This is a genomic window from Paenisporosarcina antarctica, assembly GCF_004367585.1.
Taxonomy (GTDB): domain Bacteria; phylum Bacillota; class Bacilli; order Bacillales_A; family Planococcaceae; genus Paenisporosarcina; species Paenisporosarcina antarctica.
The window spans coordinates 2,466,401-2,484,117 of record NZ_CP038015.1 but is presented as its reverse complement, the minus strand read 5'-3'; the positions used below and the strand labels follow the sequence as shown (position 1 = coordinate 2,484,117).

The 17,717-nt window shown below is 36.3% G+C and carries 12 protein-coding genes and 1 riboswitch; of the genes, 11 read left to right on the top strand and 1 reads right to left on the bottom strand.

From position 1 onward, the window contains the following. Positions 1-13 precede the first annotated feature (13 nt). The 6 genes from E2636_RS12215 (at position 14) to E2636_RS12190 (ending at position 6,350) form a co-directional block, all read left to right on the top strand. Positions 14-961, top strand: a complete 948-nt coding sequence (locus E2636_RS12215) for a sugar kinase (protein WP_134210438.1) — start codon at positions 14-16, stop codon at positions 959-961. An 8-nt stretch (positions 962-969) separates the two neighbouring features. Next, entirely contained in the window at positions 970-1,590 is a 621-nt protein-coding gene (locus E2636_RS12210) for a bifunctional 4-hydroxy-2-oxoglutarate aldolase/2-dehydro-3-deoxy-phosphogluconate aldolase (protein WP_134210437.1), read from the top strand. Positions 1,591-2,430: 840 nt separating this feature from the next. Beyond that, a complete protein-coding gene (locus E2636_RS12205) occupies positions 2,431-3,036 on the top strand; it encodes a hypothetical protein (protein ID WP_134210436.1) in 606 nt (201 codons plus the stop codon). 351 nt (positions 3,037-3,387) lie between these two features. Further along, positions 3,388-3,471: riboswitch (cyclic di-GMP riboswitch) on the top strand. A 56-nt stretch (positions 3,472-3,527) separates the two neighbouring features. Next, positions 3,528-4,010, top strand: a complete 483-nt coding sequence (locus E2636_RS12200; RefSeq protein WP_134210435.1) for a DUF5305 family protein — start codon at positions 3,528-3,530, stop codon at positions 4,008-4,010. After that, entirely contained in the window at positions 3,997-5,709 is a 1,713-nt protein-coding gene (locus E2636_RS12195; RefSeq protein ID WP_134210434.1) for a sensor histidine kinase, read from the top strand. The genes E2636_RS12200 and E2636_RS12195 overlap by 14 nt, the downstream gene beginning before the upstream one ends. After that, positions 5,709-6,350, top strand: a complete 642-nt coding sequence (locus E2636_RS12190) for a response regulator (protein WP_134210433.1) — start codon at positions 5,709-5,711, stop codon at positions 6,348-6,350. The genes E2636_RS12195 and E2636_RS12190 overlap by 1 nt, the downstream gene beginning before the upstream one ends. 176 nt (positions 6,351-6,526) lie before the next feature. On the opposite strand, the gene E2636_RS12185 is transcribed toward E2636_RS12190, so the two are convergent. Further along, on the bottom strand, positions 6,527-7,834 hold the full coding sequence (locus E2636_RS12185; RefSeq protein WP_134210432.1) for an MFS transporter: 1,308 nt from the start codon (positions 7,832-7,834) through the stop codon (positions 6,527-6,529). Between the two features lie 592 nt (positions 7,835-8,426). On the opposite strand from E2636_RS12185, the gene asnB reads away from it, so the two are divergent. The 5 genes from asnB to E2636_RS12160 all read left to right on the top strand — a co-directional run bounded on the left by asnB (position 8,427) and on the right by E2636_RS12160 (position 17,716). Continuing rightward, positions 8,427-10,310 (top strand): asparagine synthase (glutamine-hydrolyzing), encoded by a 1,884-nt coding sequence (gene asnB / locus E2636_RS12180; protein ID WP_134210431.1) that lies wholly within the window; start codon positions 8,427-8,429, stop codon positions 10,308-10,310. An 818-nt stretch (positions 10,311-11,128) separates the two neighbouring features. Continuing rightward, positions 11,129-12,688, top strand: a complete 1,560-nt coding sequence (locus E2636_RS12175) for a fatty acid--CoA ligase (RefSeq protein ID WP_134210430.1) — start codon at positions 11,129-11,131, stop codon at positions 12,686-12,688. A gap of 74 nt (positions 12,689-12,762) precedes the next feature. Beyond that, on the top strand, positions 12,763-13,155 hold the full coding sequence (locus E2636_RS12170) for a hotdog fold thioesterase (RefSeq protein WP_134210429.1): 393 nt from the start codon (positions 12,763-12,765) through the stop codon (positions 13,153-13,155). Between the two features lie 252 nt (positions 13,156-13,407). Continuing rightward, positions 13,408-15,048, top strand: coding sequence for an SLC13 family permease (locus tag E2636_RS12165; RefSeq protein ID WP_134210428.1), 1,641 nt, complete (start codon positions 13,408-13,410; stop codon positions 15,046-15,048). A gap of 940 nt (positions 15,049-15,988) precedes the next feature. After that, positions 15,989-17,716, top strand: coding sequence for a sensor histidine kinase (locus tag E2636_RS12160; protein ID WP_134210427.1), 1,728 nt, complete (start codon positions 15,989-15,991; stop codon positions 17,714-17,716). The last annotated feature ends 1 nt before the right edge of the window (position 17,717 follow it).

Sequence of the window (17,717 nt, the reverse complement as noted above, 5' to 3'; positions counted from 1 at the left end):
AGAAGTTGAGAAAATGGATGTTGTAACGATTGGGGATGGAATGATTACATTCGATCCCGGAACCAAAGGCCCTTTAAGGTTTGTGAATACATTTGAGCGTAAGATTGGCGGAGCAGAATTAAACGTGATGCTTGGATGTGCAAGGCTGGGCCTCCAAGCAGGTTGGATTAGCCGCTTAGGAAAAGATGAATTTGGGCGACATATCGTGAATACAGTTCGCGGTGAAGGTGTCGATATTTCAGAAGTCCACTTAATGGACGGTTATGCCACTTCATTGAATTTTAAGGAAGTACAAGAATCTGGAGAAGGTCGTACGTTTTACTATCGTGTACCTTCACCAACTGAAACATTAACACCTGAACTACTACCTTTTGATTATATTCGCCAAGCAAAGGTTTTACATTTGACCGGGGTGTTCTGTGCTATTTTGGAACAAAACCGTGCGATAACATTAAGGGCATTAGAAATTGCAAAAGAAAACGGTGTGATTGTATCATTTGATCCAAACATTCGGTTAAGATTGTGGTCAAAAGAAGAGGCAAGAGAAACTATCTTGACATACTTACCTTTTGTCGATCATCTCTTAGTCTCAAAAGAAGAGTTGGAACTATTATGTGATACGAAGGATGAGCAAGAAATTTTGGCACAACTAGGACGCTTCAATTTTAGAGAAGTTGTAATGAAAGATGGGCAAAACGGAGCATTTGCTTTAGTTAATGGAAAATGGCTACATGTTCCCGGTGTTAAGGTAGCAAAAGTGGTTGATACAGTAGGAGCGGGTGACGGTTTTGACTCTGGTTATTTGTATGGATTGTTACAAGAATGGCCGTTAGTAGAACGATTAGTATTCGCTAATGCGATAGGGGCTATGGTCGTTCAAGTTAATGGAGACAATGAAGGACTGCCATATTTAGAAGACGTCGAAAATTTTCTGGGCAAGCGAGAAATAATCGAAAGGTAGGTGCCACCATGTTAGAACATTTGAATAAAAGTCCACTTGTCCCAGTTTTACGAAAAATTCGCTTTGAAGACAGTTCATTTATCGTCAAAGCTCTCATTGAAGGCGGCGTAAGTACTGTAGAGATCACAATGGAAACTGAGCGTGCATCAGAAATTATTCGGAAAACTGTGGATGAGTTTGGAAGTCATGCACTTGTCGGAGCTGGAACGGTTTTGACAATTGAAGATTGCAGCCGGGCAATCGATGCTGGTGCTCAATTTGTCGTTGCTCCTGTATTGAACGAACAAGTCGTCACGTACGCCGTGGAACAAGGAATTCCAGTCATCCCAGGTGTATATTCACCAAGTGAAATGATGCGTGCATATGACCTAGGCGCAACAGCGGTCAAACTTTTCCCAGCAGCCTCTGTAGGCCCTGGGTTTGTAAAAGATGTACAAGGTCCACTTGCTCACATCCCCATCATGGTTACCGGAGGAATCGATTTAGCCAATGCACGTTCTTACATTGAAGCAGGTGCCATTGCAGTCGGAGCTGGTAGCGCGCTTTTGAAGAAAAGCTACATCTTTAATAAAGATTGGACCGCGTTGACTAAGGAATCAGAAAAATGGATGAAAGAGCTAATGAATTAATAGGGTGATAATCAATTTCATTACTAGAGACATGTTTGAAGATACTCATAAGAATAATATTATTGATGAAAAACAACCACATATAAACCATAAGAATTCCATCAATTGATATAGTTGATGGGTTTTTTCTATTGTTAGGTATTTATTTTTATGGAACAACTGAATAGATATATATATTTAGAAAACTCAGCATCGAAGCTCGTTGCTGGTTTTTTTGTATACCGTTAAAATTGAATTTAAACGATTTTCTAAGAGGGAAATCAAAATAGTTGAGATTACTCAGTGAGCACACCGATTCGGATTTGTTTCTTTGTTATGAGCGGATATATACTGCGTAAATTGCTTTCCCACCATTTTTATCCTGTTCACGAGGTGTTTAATCCCGTTGAACTCTGTTTATTCCTGTTCAAATTGTTTTAATCCCATTCGCCCAATTTTCCCCACAAAAACACCTCATCGAAACACATAATGTGAAGAATAAATTGGTTTGGTTTTCGCTGCGCTTCAGTTTGTGATGTGATTAAAGCTAGTGATGATAAGTGTAGTACTGCGAAAACTATTTTTACAAGTTTGGAACGTTTTATCTTTGTAACTACTTTCAGAGAATCCCTCCTCCTCTCTAATTCATTGTAAATTCCATACCAAAAAAAGCCCTCTAAAGTAGAATTGATTTGGTACAAAGGTATACCTTCTCTAAACATTCGTAGAAACAACGATGAATGATGTAGTAGACAAATGATTTCAAAAGAGAACACTTTTGCGTGTGGTTAACAATAATACATTCTCCTATACTTTAATTAAACGGTGACAATCCGAAAAAAATTTAGGAGGATTTTAGAAGTGAAGATTAAAAAAGGATTACTAATAGTTGTATTCCTGTTAGTCATGTCAAGTGTGATGGCGTCAATGTCTAATAATATGGCAACTGTAGTAAGTGCTACCGATTTGAAGGTTGTTAATACAAATGAAGCATTATTAACTCTTGATGCTAATACACCTTGGAGCTGGCAGAGTATAGTTGGTGCAAAAGACAAAACCGCTATTGTGAAAGATGGAGAGATATACTTTCAATTTGGTATGGGCGTTGATAGAGATAGTTCTACTGCAAAATTTTACGGGCTAGAGCCTAATAGTGAATATCAATGGAATCCATTGTTTACTGTAAGAAATAAATCAGCTGAAACAATTAAAGTAACCGTTCGCGCGAAAGGACCATATGCAAAATATATGACATTTGGAACAGTATCTCAAAGTACGGTTAGTAATCCTGCTTGGGGTACAAGAGGAGATGCTTTAGTAATTGACAAAGTTAGCAAAGAGTCTGGTTCAGGAATGCAAAACATCAGAAATATAGCTGTGAAAATTAATATCCCAAATGGACAAGCAGGTTCACAAGAAGTATTAATGGGATCTATTATTGTAGAATCTGAAGCGGATATAGATTAAGTTAATGAAAAATGAAGAATTGGTGGTTTATCCATTGGATTGTCCTTTTTAGATTAATTAAAAGAAAGATTGGGGACCTGTTAACTAAGAACAATTTGAAAGAAATACTAGAGGCGATAAATTCACAATAAAATATTCGTTTATCATGTAAGATATACCCAACTTATTCAAATAGAATGACAAAAACGATGAGTTCTAATTAGGTAGAATAATAAATGGAGATTCTGTGTATGTCTCTATTACTCTAATTAATTAATCTATTGAATAAATATAATAATACATAATTCGACATTATCATTGACATCGCTAAATATTCGGAATAATATAATAATTAAAGTTAGTAATTTAAATATGTATATTGGAAACTATGAAGTACATCCTTTATATGGGCACCTGGGACGTATGGAGTTGTTGGTGCAACCGGCCTAATTAAATTTGGACATTTTGTCCTAATTAATTGGGCTTTTATTATGAATTGGGGAGGAGACGTGTTGAAACTGTTTTTTTCACTATCAGTCCTTTTAATATCCATATCATTTTTACTTTTCCATAGCACCAGTTTTACAAATGCTAAAATAAAGAATACTGCAACATTATCTATTGTCTCGGAGGAAAGTGCTCTTATGTCAATATCTTATGGGGTAGGTAAAAATTTTTCTGTTATAAATAATACAGCAATGACAATAAAAGTTGATAGGGTTAAATTAAAGAATAAATCAGAACACCAAATAATTAATAATAAAAAGTATGGAAGTAGAATTATTCCTGTGTCACAGAAAATAAATAGTGCGCAGAAATCAATGATTACTCTTTTTTCTATCGAATCTGCAATAAAGATTGCTGATGAAAAAGAGCTTCCAGTATTCTTCAGTAGAGTTCAACAAGATGAAAAAGCATTATATTTTATTATTGATGGGGACTATTTGTATCAAAAAATAGGTGCAGGAAAAGATCAGGCATATGCAAACAGTTAATCAATTTTATCGTTTTCTAAGTAGGAATCCTTCCGATAAGATGCGGTTAGTATTTTTATACAGATATATTTCTCTACTAATAACTTCCTTTTTTTACTTGTTGGATCCTCAATCACCAGTTATTTTTAAAATAGGAGTCGTTGTGTCATTGGGGATTGCGGCCTGGATCTTAACTGATTTACAGAGAAGATATATAGAAAATAATAAAATCTTAAAAGTGATTGTGTTGACTGAAACAATTGGTTTAACTTTGTTACTTATTCCTACAGGTGGTATTTCTAGTCCATTTATTTGGTATGCACTAAATCCCGTACTAGTAGCAGCGAGTTTTTTGACATCATTATTTTGCTGGGGGACATTATTCTTTTACCTTAGTAGTGCTACATTAATTACCTATCAATTATTCAGAATAGACAATATAGTCATGATTTTAGAAGAGAAATCATATTTTTATCTAGCGTGTTTACTAGCAACAATATTAGCAAGATTATTTTCAGGTTTAACAAAAGAGTTAGATTTAAAAGCAAGCATACTAAAAATTCAAAAAATGGAACTTTTACAAGTTAATTGTCAATTGACTGAATCGAATTACAAGTATCAAGAAACATTAGAGCATATCATGTCCCTTTACCACCTTATGGATAACTTTTCTTCGAAAAAGACCCCTGAAAAGGTAACGAATGAAATAACTAAATATTTAGTTAAATACACAACGGTAGATGAAGCATTCTTTTGGTTAACTGATCTAAATCATCAAAATAGTCATATTTCTAATATAACAACTAATAAATATTTAGAAACCGATCTAAGGATTGAATGGCATAATATTCGAAAAAATAAAGAACCATTTATAAGTACTATTAACAATGAATTATATTGGATGACTATAATTAGAACTCCGATTTATATTGGCGTTCTAGGTGTTAAGGTATCCAACTCTAGTGAAGTTGAAAATACATTCTTATTAGGCCGTACTTTTGAGTTTTTAGCTGAACTTAGTGAAATCATGCTTGAGAAAATACACATAGATCAAATGATGGAGCAGATGATTGTAATTGAAGAACAGAATCGTATCGCTAATGAAATTCACGACAGTGTTTCACAAAGATTATTCGGAATTGTTTATTCGTTACACAGTCTACAGGTGAAAAACCAAAATAGTACAAGGGAAGAACTGAATCAAGAGTATTTATTCCTATCACAATCCGCAAATACTACAATGAAAGAACTAAGGGCAGCTATTTACAGTCTAAGCTCTGTAAAGAAAGGTGAGCAGCCATTTATTATCCGTGTAAAAAGATATTTGAATGATTATTCCAAGTTAAATGACATTAATATAGACTACCATATAACTGGAGATGAATCTTTAATTACAAATAAGATAAAGAAAGAGCTTTATCGAATTATTTGTGAAGCTTGTGGAAATGCAGTTCGCCATGGGAAGTGTAATGTTATTAAACTAAGTTTATCGATATTAATTGAGAAAACAATATTAACAATCCACGATGATGGCATAGGAATAAATTCTAAATATGATGAAGACGACAAGGAAAAAGGCATGGGTCTTATTAATATGCGAAGTATTATAAGTTCTCTTTCTGGAACAATATCAATAGAAGGAATACATGGTTTAGGAACACGTATACAAATCGAAATTCCAATAATAAAAAATCTAAAGGAGCATGAGGTGGTTGGATAATGAAAGTAATTATTATTGATGATCATCCACTAGTTAGAAGAGGACTAACCTCCTTACTTTCGTTAGAAGAATCAATGGAGATTCTTGGGGAAGCAACGAATAGTAGCGAGGCACTAATTCTTTTTAGTACGACTAAACCTGATTTAGCGTTAGTAGATCTCCGATTAGGAAGTGAGTCGGGTTTAGATCTAATAATTGATGCAATTAGACAAGGAGCAACTTGTAAGTTTGTGGTGTTAACATCGTCAATGGAAAAGGCAGACTTTAATCGAGCGAAAGAAATAGGTGTTCAAGGCTATGTATTAAAAGAAGCATTACCTGAAGAGCTCTTGCATGCATTGCAAATTATAAACATAGGACGAAAATATTATGATCCAGGGGTTCTTGATCTGATAATGAAATCAAGAGATTCATATGATGAGGATGGACATTTAAAACAATTAACTCCTAAGGAAAAGGAAGTATTAATTGAAATTGGCAAAGGCCTTTCAAATAAAGAAATTTCAGAGATCTTGCATATTACCGAATACACCGTAAAAAAACATGTGAGTCAAGTATTCGCAAAACTTGATCTAACTGATAGAACAAAAGCAGCCCTATATGCAAATGCAAAAGGCTTAGTTACGTATGTGGTCCATTAATTGGTAAATATTAATATGGATGATATTAAAATCTGCTTTTAAAACTAGTACACTTTAAAAATTTCTATGGTAGAAATAGCATTTTTGATTGGAAAAGAAAAAAATTGGATTAATAAGGTTAATGACTTTCATATAAAAAAGGGCACAGCTCAATGAGTTGTGACCTTTTACTTATATCAAACGACCTTTTTCTTTTCAGGTTGTTTTGCAAGTAGTGAACTTATGATTCCTATAATAGGGAATATGAGTGAAATCCAGATGATTTCCTTATAACCACCGAAAATATCAAAGGCAATGCCGAAGGGAAGTGGACCAATGGCTGAGCCAAATACCATCACAGACGTTGCGAGTCCTTGAATACTACCTAGAGCAGCTCGACCAAAGTAACTTGGCCACACATAGGATAACGCGATTCGTTCAAATCCATTGCTGATTCCCCAAACTAAAGCAAAAAGTACAGCCATGAAAATAGTATTGGTTATTTGAAGCATCATTAGGAGGACAATCTCTAAAACAAAAATTCCTGCCAAAATTATATTGACTTTAACTCGGTCCAATAATCTACCAGCTACAAGTGTCACAGGAAATCCGACAAGGGCCATTCCAGCAAGAACCAATGCCGCAACTCCAGCACCTAAATCATTTTGATTAAATATAGAGATCAGATGGAATGTGATGGCTGTATTAACAAGCGCAGGGATTCCGACACAAGATAAAATGAACCAAAAAGCTTTTGTGCGAATTGCTTCTTTAAAAGTCCAATCACTTTCGACTTTTTTCGTGAAACTCGGATCATTTTCTTGTGCCTTACTTCTAATCGGTGTTATGTAGCCATCGGGTTCTAAACCTACTTGCTCTGGTGTATTTCTAACTAAAAAGTAAGCGAGTGGGGTAAAGACGATTAATATGGTAACTCCCCAAAGAATCCATGTATTTTCCCAACCAATAGCACTAACAAGCCAAACATTTAGCGGTGGGAAAATAGCAGAACTAGCAAATCCACCTATAGCCATATAACTAAGAGCTCTTCCTCTTTTTGTCATAAACCATTGAGGGATTAATGTGTTAGGAATAAGAGTCATAGAGCCTTGTCCAAATAATCGTAACATCAAAATTCCAAAGAACAACATGATTAAATTGTTGACAGTACTATTAAAAAAACAAGCAAGCGCCAACATGATGGAAACAATAACCATCATATTACGTTGACCAAATTTATCAATTAATCTTCCCATGAAAAACATGCAAACAGCTGATACAAGCGTAGCTGCCGAGTAAATCGTTGAAACTTGAGAACGACTCCAATCGAAATCTCTAATGTATTGATCGATAAATACAGAAATAAAATACGTTTGACCAGGTCCAGAGAAAAATGCACCTAGACTCCCTATAAACACAATATACCATCCATAATAGAACGTGGATTTTAACGGTACAGTGTGATTATTACCAAAAAAGTTCAAAATTTTATCAGCTCTTTTCATTTAAAGACAAGTTAATGATGTTTAGTGCCCCTAATTATAACGGTGAATATGGATTTTAGGAACCCGTAAATATCATGCAAGGATAGATGGACTTAGTGAACGTATAGAAAAATTAGGTTTTGAATAATCAATAGACGAATCTAAGAAAAAAAGAATCTAGAAATCGGAAAAGAAAATAAGCTAACTGCCTATTAAAAGTAGGTGGTTAGCTTATTTTCTTTTCCGCCATTGTTAGGGGATTTGTCTAGTGAAAAAGGGTCCACAAAAAATCTCTAAATGTCGAATGGAGTCGAAATTTTTACATATATTTAGAATCAATAAAATGTTACAATAATACTTATTATTAACATATATGTAATAATTTATTAAGGTATTTAGGATTAAATTAGCAGAGTTTGTATGGATGAAATGTTAATTACCAGAAAACTATTTGATCATACTGAACTATTTATCTTTCCTTTTATTGTAATGGGAATTGACTCAACAGTCTAGCTTTAAAAAGTAGAAAATTTAAAACTTCCAATTGATATTAAAAGAATTTAGTTTGACTAAAATCGTTTTAGTGGATGTTGTGTAAAAGGAGTTCTTGAAAATGTGTGGATTCACAGGATTTATTGGGGAAACAAATAATGCGTTTGATGTGTTAACAGAAATGATGGAGACAATTGTCCATCGTGGTCCAGATTCTTCGGGGGAGTTTGTTGAAGACGGCGCTGCTCTTGGTTTTAGAAGATTAAGTATTATTGATTTAGAAGCAGGGAGTCAACCAATTTATAATGAAGATCAATCCATTGTCTTAATTTTCAATGGAGAAATTTATAACTTTATGGAACTGAGAGACGATCTAGTGGCCAAGGGACATAACTTTCTGACACATACTGATAGTGAAGTGCTTATTCATGGGTACGAAGAATATGGCAAAGATTTGGTAGCAAAACTGCGTGGTATGTTTGCTTTTGTTATCTGGGATCGTAGCGAGAAAAAACTTTTTGCGGCACGTGACATGTTTGGCATTAAACCATTTTATTACTCTCAAATGAATGGGACTCTTTTATTTGGTTCGGAAATAAAAAGTTTTATTCCACATCCTCATTTCCAAAAAGAATTTAATGAAAAAGCATTGAAACCGTATTTAACTTTCCAGTATCCGGTGTTAAATGAGACGTTCTTTAAGGGCGTTTATAAATTACCAGCAGCCCATTACATGATCTATGAGAAAGGCAATTTGCAAATAAATAGGTATTGGACGCCACAATTCAAGCCGAGTGACCAGCCATTGGTGAAATTGGTGGATGAAATTGATGATGTTGTTCGCGAGTCCGTTATTGCCCATAAAATAAGTGATGTGAAAGTAGGATCATTCCTGTCGAGTGGTGTAGACTCCAGTTATGTGGCATCGGTTTTGAAACCAGATAAAACATTTACGGTTGGTTTTGGTAATCAAAACTTCTCTGAAATTGATAATGCCAAAGAATTGTCGAATGAATTGGGAATTCAAAATATCAGTGAAATTTTAGATCCTGATGCCTGTTTTAGCAAGTTGGCTGAGATTCAATATATGATGGATGAACCACATTCAAATCCATCCATTGTTCCTCTTTATTTCCTGGCCGAATTGGCAAGCAAACATGTTACGGTTGTTCTTTCAGGAGAGGGTGCCGATGAACTATTCGGAGGCTATGCTGATTACGACACAGCTCCTGCATTAAAAAAATACAAAAAAATCCCATTACTTATTAGGAAACAATTGGGCGTCGTTGCAAAGCGACTTCCGGAGGTGAAAGGCAAAAGCTTTTTGATCAAGGGTGGACTTCCTGTTGAGGATTGGTTTATTGGACAGGCAAAAATATTTTCTGAAGAAGAAGCGGTGAGTATAGTTAAACCTTACTTAAGAAATTCTTTAAAAGTAGAAGAAATTGTTAAGCCAATTTATGACCAAGTGAAACAGGAAGATGATTTGACCAAAATGCAATATCTTGATCTTCACTTGTGGCTAGTTGATGATATTCTATTGAAAGCTGACAAAATGAGTATGGCACATTCTATTGAATTGCGCGTACCTTTCCTAGATCGGGAAGTAATGGCCACTGCGTCAAAAATTCCTACTAAATATCGAGTGAATCATATCGATACAAAATATGCTTTTCGCTTGGCTGCTGGAAGGTCTCTACCCCAAAAATCAGCCAACCGTAAAAAAATCGGCTTTCCTGTACCCATTCGTCATTGGATCCGCACTGACAAATACTATCAAGAAATCAAGGAGTATTTTACAGGAACTGCTGCATCAACATTTTTCGACCAGGAAAAAATACTACAGCTTCTTGAAGACCATTATCAAGGTAAGACGAATAATGGAAGAAAAATCTGGACTATTTTCATGTTCTTAATATGGTACAAAGTATACTTTGAATCAAATTCAATACCTTTTGTGGAAACCAAGTCTAAACAAACTAAACAATTGGTAACAACTCGATAACAGATAGTGGAAATTCTGTTGGGAGAAATCTATAAAGATGCAATTGAAAAGCGTTGGGATTTTTAAAAGAATATAAATTTTGGATATGAACTGTACCTCGAATCAGACTCTTTAACAAAGTGTCAGTGATTCGAAGTACAGTTTTTTTATTTTGATTGCATTATTACGAAGGAAATGAAAGTGCAGAGGGAGGTGACCATGTTACTTTTACACTTTATCGAGATAGATTAATAGAGAATGGGTGCTTACTACAATTCGGCAGCTCATTGCTTAATCCGCAAAGAAAGGGTTTCCCCATCGGCATAGTCAAAAATCTAAAGCGTTAGTGTCGAGCGTTATGCTCAGTTGTAATTATTGGGTGTTACGTTGTAATTATGGAAGGTGACGTTATAAAAATAGACATCCACGTTGTAAAAATGACGGTTCAAGTTGTAATAGTTAAATTATGTAAATTAATTAGACATGATGATGTGAAATTCATTCACTGTATCTATTTTCCATAAGTCAAAACGTCACAGAATTCTGTTTTCCAAAAGCTTTAGTGGTTGTGAAAGGCCTTCAGTAAATGAAGAAAAAAGCATTACTTTTTCAGGAGCTAAGATGATATTGCTGTTTTTATTATTCGATATTCAGGGTGAGCGATTGGTCAGTTGGAAAAACCACGCTAGTGAAATTATGGAAACGAATGTTGTAACTTAATGCTCTCGTTAAGGTATCTAAATACTCTGGTAAATTGTTGCAATATTTCTTCTAATCTGACATTATTAAAAGAGAAACAAAAGTGAATAACCATTCATTAATATGGAGGGGTTGAGAAAATGTATGCGACTTTAGGCAGTATATTCGATCAGACAGTAAGTAAATTTCCAAACAGAGAAGCAATCGTTGACTTGAAAAGAGGTCAAAGCTGGACGTATGGAGAGTGGGGAACTGAGGTAAATCGATTGGCCAATGCGCTGATTGATTCAGGTGTCGGAAAAGGTGACAGGGTTTCGACGTTCCTCTTTAATACAAGTGAATTATCCACGACATTATTTGCATGTGCAAAAATCGGAGCCATTTTCAATCCAATTAATTTCCGCCTAAAATCAGAAGAACTGGCTTATATTTTAAAGGATGCAAGTCCAAAAATTGTCCTGTTTGAAGAACAATTAAGAGATCAGGTAACTTCGATTCAATCGGAATTTCCCACTATACAATTTTGGTTTATTAATGATGATAAGCCGAATTACGCTAAAAGCTACCATGAAGAAGTAGAAAAAGCACAGGCGACGCACCCTACTGTTGAAGTAGATGAAATGGATACCTATGCCATTATGTATACGAGTGGGACGACAGGACGACCTAAGGGAGTTATTCATCGCCATAGAGATATGACCGAACAAAGTCTAATCTGTATTGCTTTATTAAATTACACTAAAAATGATATAGGGCTTGTCACGGCACCTATGTTTCATTGTGCTGAATTGCATTGTTGTGTCATTCCTCGTGTTCATGCTGGGGCAACGAATATCATTATGCATCAATTCAATCCGCAAACTGCATTGGAAACGATTGAAAAGGAACAAGTTACCGTCATGTTCGCGGTTCCGACCATGTGGAGTATGATGGCGGAGCTTGAGGGGGCAGCGTCCAAAGTTGGAACGTTGCAGCGCGGCTTATACGGAGCTGCACCAATGGCTCCTGTCCTGGTAAAGAAAGTAAAAGATATTTTAGGAATTAATTTAATTCAAGCATACGGTCAAACAGAAATGGGACCAGCTATTACATTCCTTGCTGAAGATGAACAGCTGACAAAAGTCGGCTCTGCGGGAAAACCAGCATATAATCACGAAATTCGAATTGTTATGCCTAATGAAAACGGTCCTTCTGAGCCGGACAATATTTTGAAACCAGGAGAAGTCGGTGAAATCATTGTCAAAGGACCTTGCATGATGGCAGGGTATTTTAATCTGAAGGAAGCAACTGAAAAAGCCTTGTATAAAGGGTGGTACCACTCTAGCGATCTAGGGTTCATGGATGAAGATGGCTATTTGTATGTGGCGGATAGAGTGGATGATATGATCATCAGCGGTGGCGAAAACATTTACCCGAGAGAAGTAGAAGATGTTTTACACGAACATGAATCGGTTCAGGATGTAGCCGTTTTGGGGATTCCCGACGAGAAATGGGGAGAATCCGTGCTTGCGTTTATTGTCACGAAAGATCCGACACTTACTATAGAAGAACTTGAACAATTCTGTAAAGGAAACACTAAATTAGCAGGTTATAAACGTCCAAGAAGTTATAAATTTGTAGAGGAACTTCCTCGTAATGCAAGTGGTAAAATTCAAAAATTCCTGTTAAGGGAACAAAGAGTAGAAAGCGCCAACCACTAAACGCTCGACTATAGGTGAAATGTGCTAGTAGGATCTTGTGTTTAATAATTATTAATAAAGAGAGGAAGTTAGTAATGGAAATGAAACCACTAGAAGAAACAATTATAGGCTTATTAGGCATTGAATTTGGGGAAGTGTCTGAGAATCGTGTCACTGCCACGATGCCGGTTAACGCGTCAACGCATCAGATTTTTGGCCAGCTTCATGGAGGAGCATCGGTTGTCTTAGCGGAATCAGTTGCGAGTGTTGGAAGTTTGTATTTAATTGATCAAGCAAAAGAAACAGCCGTTGGGCTAGAAATTAATGCAAATCATATCCGTGGCAAAAAGGATGGAATCGTCACGGCTATAGGAACACCACTACATAAAGGACGTACAACTATGGTGTGGGAAATTAAAATTGTCGATGAAGAAGAAAAGTTGATTTGTGTGTCTAGATGCACTGTGGCAATAGTGAAATTGAAATGAAACTATAATACATGAAAAAACATATTCATAAACTACCATGACATTTAATGTTGTGGTAGTTTTTTATGATAAAAATCAGTTTCATAGGTGGCCACAGCAACTCTATTTTGAGTCATAAGTGGAGAAGATGTATAAGAATAATAAAATTCTACACTTTACTATTTTCAAGAAATTTCCTTGTTTCATAGAGTGAAGACGGTTATAATTACAGGAATATGAATTTTTATACAATATTAAATGGAGGCGAAAATTTTGATTACATCAACTTGGAATTGGCTTTGGGACAAGCATGACCAGGCGAAAGACACCATCAAGTTTTTTGCAAAGCCTGGTTCTGCAATATCTAGAGATAGAGATCGTGCAGAAGACGCAGGCTCATATGATGAACGTAATAAGAAACGGAGTTACAACACACCGCAATTGATCGGGTTATTTTTAGGACCGTTATTGTTTGTATTAACTTTGCTGTTCTTTAATCCAGATGGTTTACCACCAGAGGCAAAAGCCATTCTAGCGAGTACGCTGTGGATTGCGACTTGGTGGATTACTGAAGCGATTCCTATTCCGGTCACTTCATTATTGCCGATTATATTATTTCCGATTTCAAATGGACTAGATGTAGGGGCGACAACTTCGGCTTACGGAAATGATACGATTTTCTTGTTCATGGGTGGGTTTATGATTGCCTTAACAATGGAAAAGTGGAATCTACATAAAAGAATTGCGTTGACGATTATCTCACTTATTGGAACGAATACAGAAAGAATTATTCTTGGCTTCATGATTGCTACTGGCTTTTTATCGATGTGGATTTCCAATACTGCAACAGCCATGATGATGGTGCCAATTGGCTTGGCTATCATTTATCAAGTACAAGATGCACTAAAAGATGATGACTCGATCGATACTTCCAAAGAAAATTTCGGATTTGGTAAAGCACTGATGCTCGGGATTGCATACTCTGCTTCTCTTGGAGGCATAGCGACATTGATCGGAACACCACCGAATACACTGCTAGCGGGCGCGGTCAACGAAATTTACGGCATTGAAATTACCTTTGCTCAGTGGATGCTTTTCGGAGTTCCATTCGCTTGGATATTTATTTTTATTGCTTGGTATTATTTAATAAAAGTAGCATATCCACAAAAAATGAAACAGCTACCAGGTGGAAACGCTGTAATTCAAGAAGAGAAAACGAATTTGGGCAAGGCTTCGTATGAAGAAAAAGTGATTTTCATCGTGTTTGTATTGGCGGCACTTGCGTGGATTACGCGGTCGTTCTTGCTAGTACAATTCGTCCCAAATTTGAATGATGCGATGGTCGGCTTAATTGCAGCAATTATCCTGTTCATCATACCTTCGAAAAACAGAAAAGGAGATCACTTGCTCGATTGGGCAACTGCGGTTAAATTACCTTGGGGAATCTTGCTATTATTCGGAGGTGGGCTCGCAATTGCAGCTGGTTTTACAAGTTCAGGACTATCAGACTGGATCGGTGGACAATTAACAGGTTTACAAGGCGTAAATGTATTGTTAGTGGTTTTAGTTGTAGCAGCACTTGTGTTATTCCTAACTGAAATCACATCTAATACTGCTACAGCTTCAATGATGTTCCCGATTATGGCATCACTTGCTGTTGCACTTAGTATCCATCCGTATGCATTATTAGTAACAGCTGCGGTTGCAGCCTCATGTGCATTTATGCTGCCAGTAGCAACGCCACCGAACGCGGTCGTATTCGGTTCAGGTTACTTGCGTATTGCAGACATGGCAAGAGCTGGTTTAGCACTCAATGTATTTGGCATTTTCTTTGTAGGCTTGGCAGTATTCTACTTCTTACCACTCGTATGGGGAATTGACTTAATGTCGATACCGGACAAGTTTACTAAATAACGGATATATAAAGCCGGCTCAACGAATTGTTGAGTCGTTTTTTTTTCGAAATTCAATCGACAAGACGGCAAACCCACTGCATCATAATTTAACTAAGGAAAAGAGACAAGACTAAGTAACTATTTAACTTAGCTCTTGTCTCTTTTCCTATAGGCAATCTTGCGAAAGGTTGCTTTGATTTTGGTTTTGGTTTACTAGAGAATGGACACTTACTATATAAAAAATAATCGTCCAAAATACATTTTCACCCGATTTCTGCAAGTTTTAAAGTATAGGCAATTCCACAAACGTGGAATAAAGGGTTTTGCCACACTGTAAATTGTCTTTCATCGTCAAAAAGCAATGGCTCAAATGTCGAGTGATAGCTCAGTTGTAATTAATAGCTGTCACGTTGTAATTATGGATGTTGACGTTGTAAAAATTGACCTCCACGTTGTAAAATTCATGATTCACTTTGTAATAGTGAAATATTGGAAGGTGGTTATTCGGTTATCATGTGAAATTCAACAACACTATCATGATTTCCATTTACCGCAAGTCGCTGATAAGGCTATCGGTTAGTCCGACAGTTCCAATCAATTTTTTGCGTTTGACTGGAATTAAAATGGGACAAACATGAAGAGCTAAATGGCCTGCCAGTTGGTGTCTGGCAGGTATTGTTGAGAAAGAAGTGTACTCTGAGTTTAATGAGATTCGTTTTGGTTCATAATGACAAGTTTTCTGTTCAATTTTATTAGGAAAAATAGGGTGAACAGGAATAAACATAGTGACTGATAAAACATTCCCCACATATGGATCGAGTGAATTGCTCGAAAAGGACAAGCTAGTAATTAAAGTTGACTCAACATCAGCTACATTTATGCTAAAATAAGAAAAATGCGAACACAATAAAAATGAAACTCCAAGAATTATTTTATTTCCGAGAGAGGTGACATCCGATATGACTGAACTTTTTTTAACGATGCTTGAACGTATTGGAATTATTGTGATGATCGCCTTCGTGTTAACTCGGCTTCCATTTTTCAGGCAAATGATTTATCAAGATAAATTTGGACGTAAACAGCAGTTTTCTGCTATTTTATTTTTTGGCTTTTTTGGCATTATCGGTACGTATACAGGAGTTTCTCTTGACATAAATACTCAGGAATTTGACCGTTGGACAGGGGCGGTGGGATTAAGCAATGATGAAGCGATTGCTAACACACGCGTTATTGGCGTGGTGATAGCGGGATTACTTGGCGGCTATAAAGTTGGAATTGGCGCTGGACTTATTGCTGGCATACATCGCTTTACCCTAGGGGGATATACAGCACTTGCTTGTGGACTTGCAGCCATTATTGCTGGTATTCTCTCTGGTATATTTCATCGTAAAGACAGTAGAAACAAAATAAGCAATGCCTTTTTCATTGGAGCTGCTGCAGAGACAATTCAGATGTTAATTATTTTATTGGTGGCTAAACCATACGAAAAAGCGCTCACACTCATAGAAGTTATTGGGATCCCTATGATTCTTGCAAATGGAGTGGGGTGTGCGCTTTTCCTACTTATCATTAAAAGTGTTTTTAATGAGGAAGAAAAAGCAGGTGCTATGCAAGCTCAGAAAACACTGAGAATTGCTGATCAGACTCTTGTTCATTTGAGGAAAGGAATGGACTTCGAATCTGCTGAGGCTGTTTGTCGAATTTTACATAAGGAAATAGAATCAAGCGCAGTTGCGATGACAAGCCAAGTAAGCATATTGGCTCATATAGGAATTGGGGATGACCATCATCGAGCGTATGCACCAATTCAGAGTGAATTAACATGGGAATCCATTCAAAAAGGTGAGCTTATCGTTTCGCACAATCGTTCGATTCGTTGCTTAAATGAAAATTGTCCACTTGGTACCGCAGTCATTGCTCCATTAAAACAGCGTGGTGAAACAATAGGAACGTTGAAATTTTACTTTACTTCAGAAAAAAAGGTTACGAACGTCACCTTAGAACTCATTTCTGGCCTTAGTATGCTTCTAAGTACTCAACTAGAAATTGCGGAAGCTGATAAGGCGTATCAGCTCGCAAAGGAAGCTGAAATTAAAGCGCTGCAAGCACAAATTAGTCCACATTTTCTATTTAATACATTAAATACAATTGTCTCTCTCGTAAGAATTGAACCAGTAAAGGCTAGAAAATTACTCATTTCACTCTCTCACTTTTTACGGCAAAACCTTACTGTTACAACCGAGACATTAACTACACTTGAGCAAGAGTTAAAGCACGTTAAAGCTTATCTAGAGATCGAAGAAGTACGTTATGTTGATCGGCTCGTTGTGGAATACAACATAGATGACAATGTGTTATTGGAAAGTATTCCTCCTCTTACTCTGCAGCCGATTGTTGAAAATGCAGTCAAACATGGAATTAAAAATAAAAGCAACAACTGTTTGATTAAAATCAGCATACAAAAAATGGATGCACTTACGATTGTATGTATCGAAGATAATGGGCAAGGTATAAGCCCGGAACGAATTAAGCTTTTAGGTATGCAACAAGCAGTTTCAGATAATGGAACAGGAATAGGACTTTATAATGTTAATAGAAGATTAACCATTATGTTTGGTGTGAAAAGTGCTCTTCGTTTTGAGAGCAAACAAAATGAAGGCACAAAAGTATCATTTATTCTAGGGTAAA

Bases quoted from the DNA above. Each gene is read 5' to 3' on its own strand.
- E2636_RS12190 (WP_134210433.1), top strand. From the start codon at position 5,709: ATGAAAGTAATTATTATTGATGATCATCCACTAGTTAGAAGAGGACTA.
- E2636_RS12170 (WP_134210429.1), top strand. From the start codon at position 12,763: ATGGAAATGAAACCACTAGAAGAAACAATTATAGGCTTATTAGGCATT.
- E2636_RS12160 (WP_134210427.1), top strand. From the start codon at position 15,989: ATGACTGAACTTTTTTTAACGATGCTTGAACGTATTGGAATTATTGTG.
- E2636_RS12195 (WP_134210434.1), top strand. From the start codon at position 3,997: ATGCAAACAGTTAATCAATTTTATCGTTTTCTAAGTAGGAATCCTTCC.
- E2636_RS12210 (WP_134210437.1), top strand. From the start codon at position 970: ATGTTAGAACATTTGAATAAAAGTCCACTTGTCCCAGTTTTACGAAAA.
- E2636_RS12175 (WP_134210430.1), top strand. From the start codon at position 11,129: ATGTATGCGACTTTAGGCAGTATATTCGATCAGACAGTAAGTAAATTT.
- E2636_RS12185 (WP_134210432.1), bottom strand. From the start codon at position 7,834: ATGAAAAGAGCTGATAAAATTTTGAACTTTTTTGGTAATAATCACACT.
- E2636_RS12215 (WP_134210438.1), top strand. From the start codon at position 14: ATGGATGTTGTAACGATTGGGGATGGAATGATTACATTCGATCCCGGA.
- asnB (WP_134210431.1), top strand. From the start codon at position 8,427: ATGTGTGGATTCACAGGATTTATTGGGGAAACAAATAATGCGTTTGAT.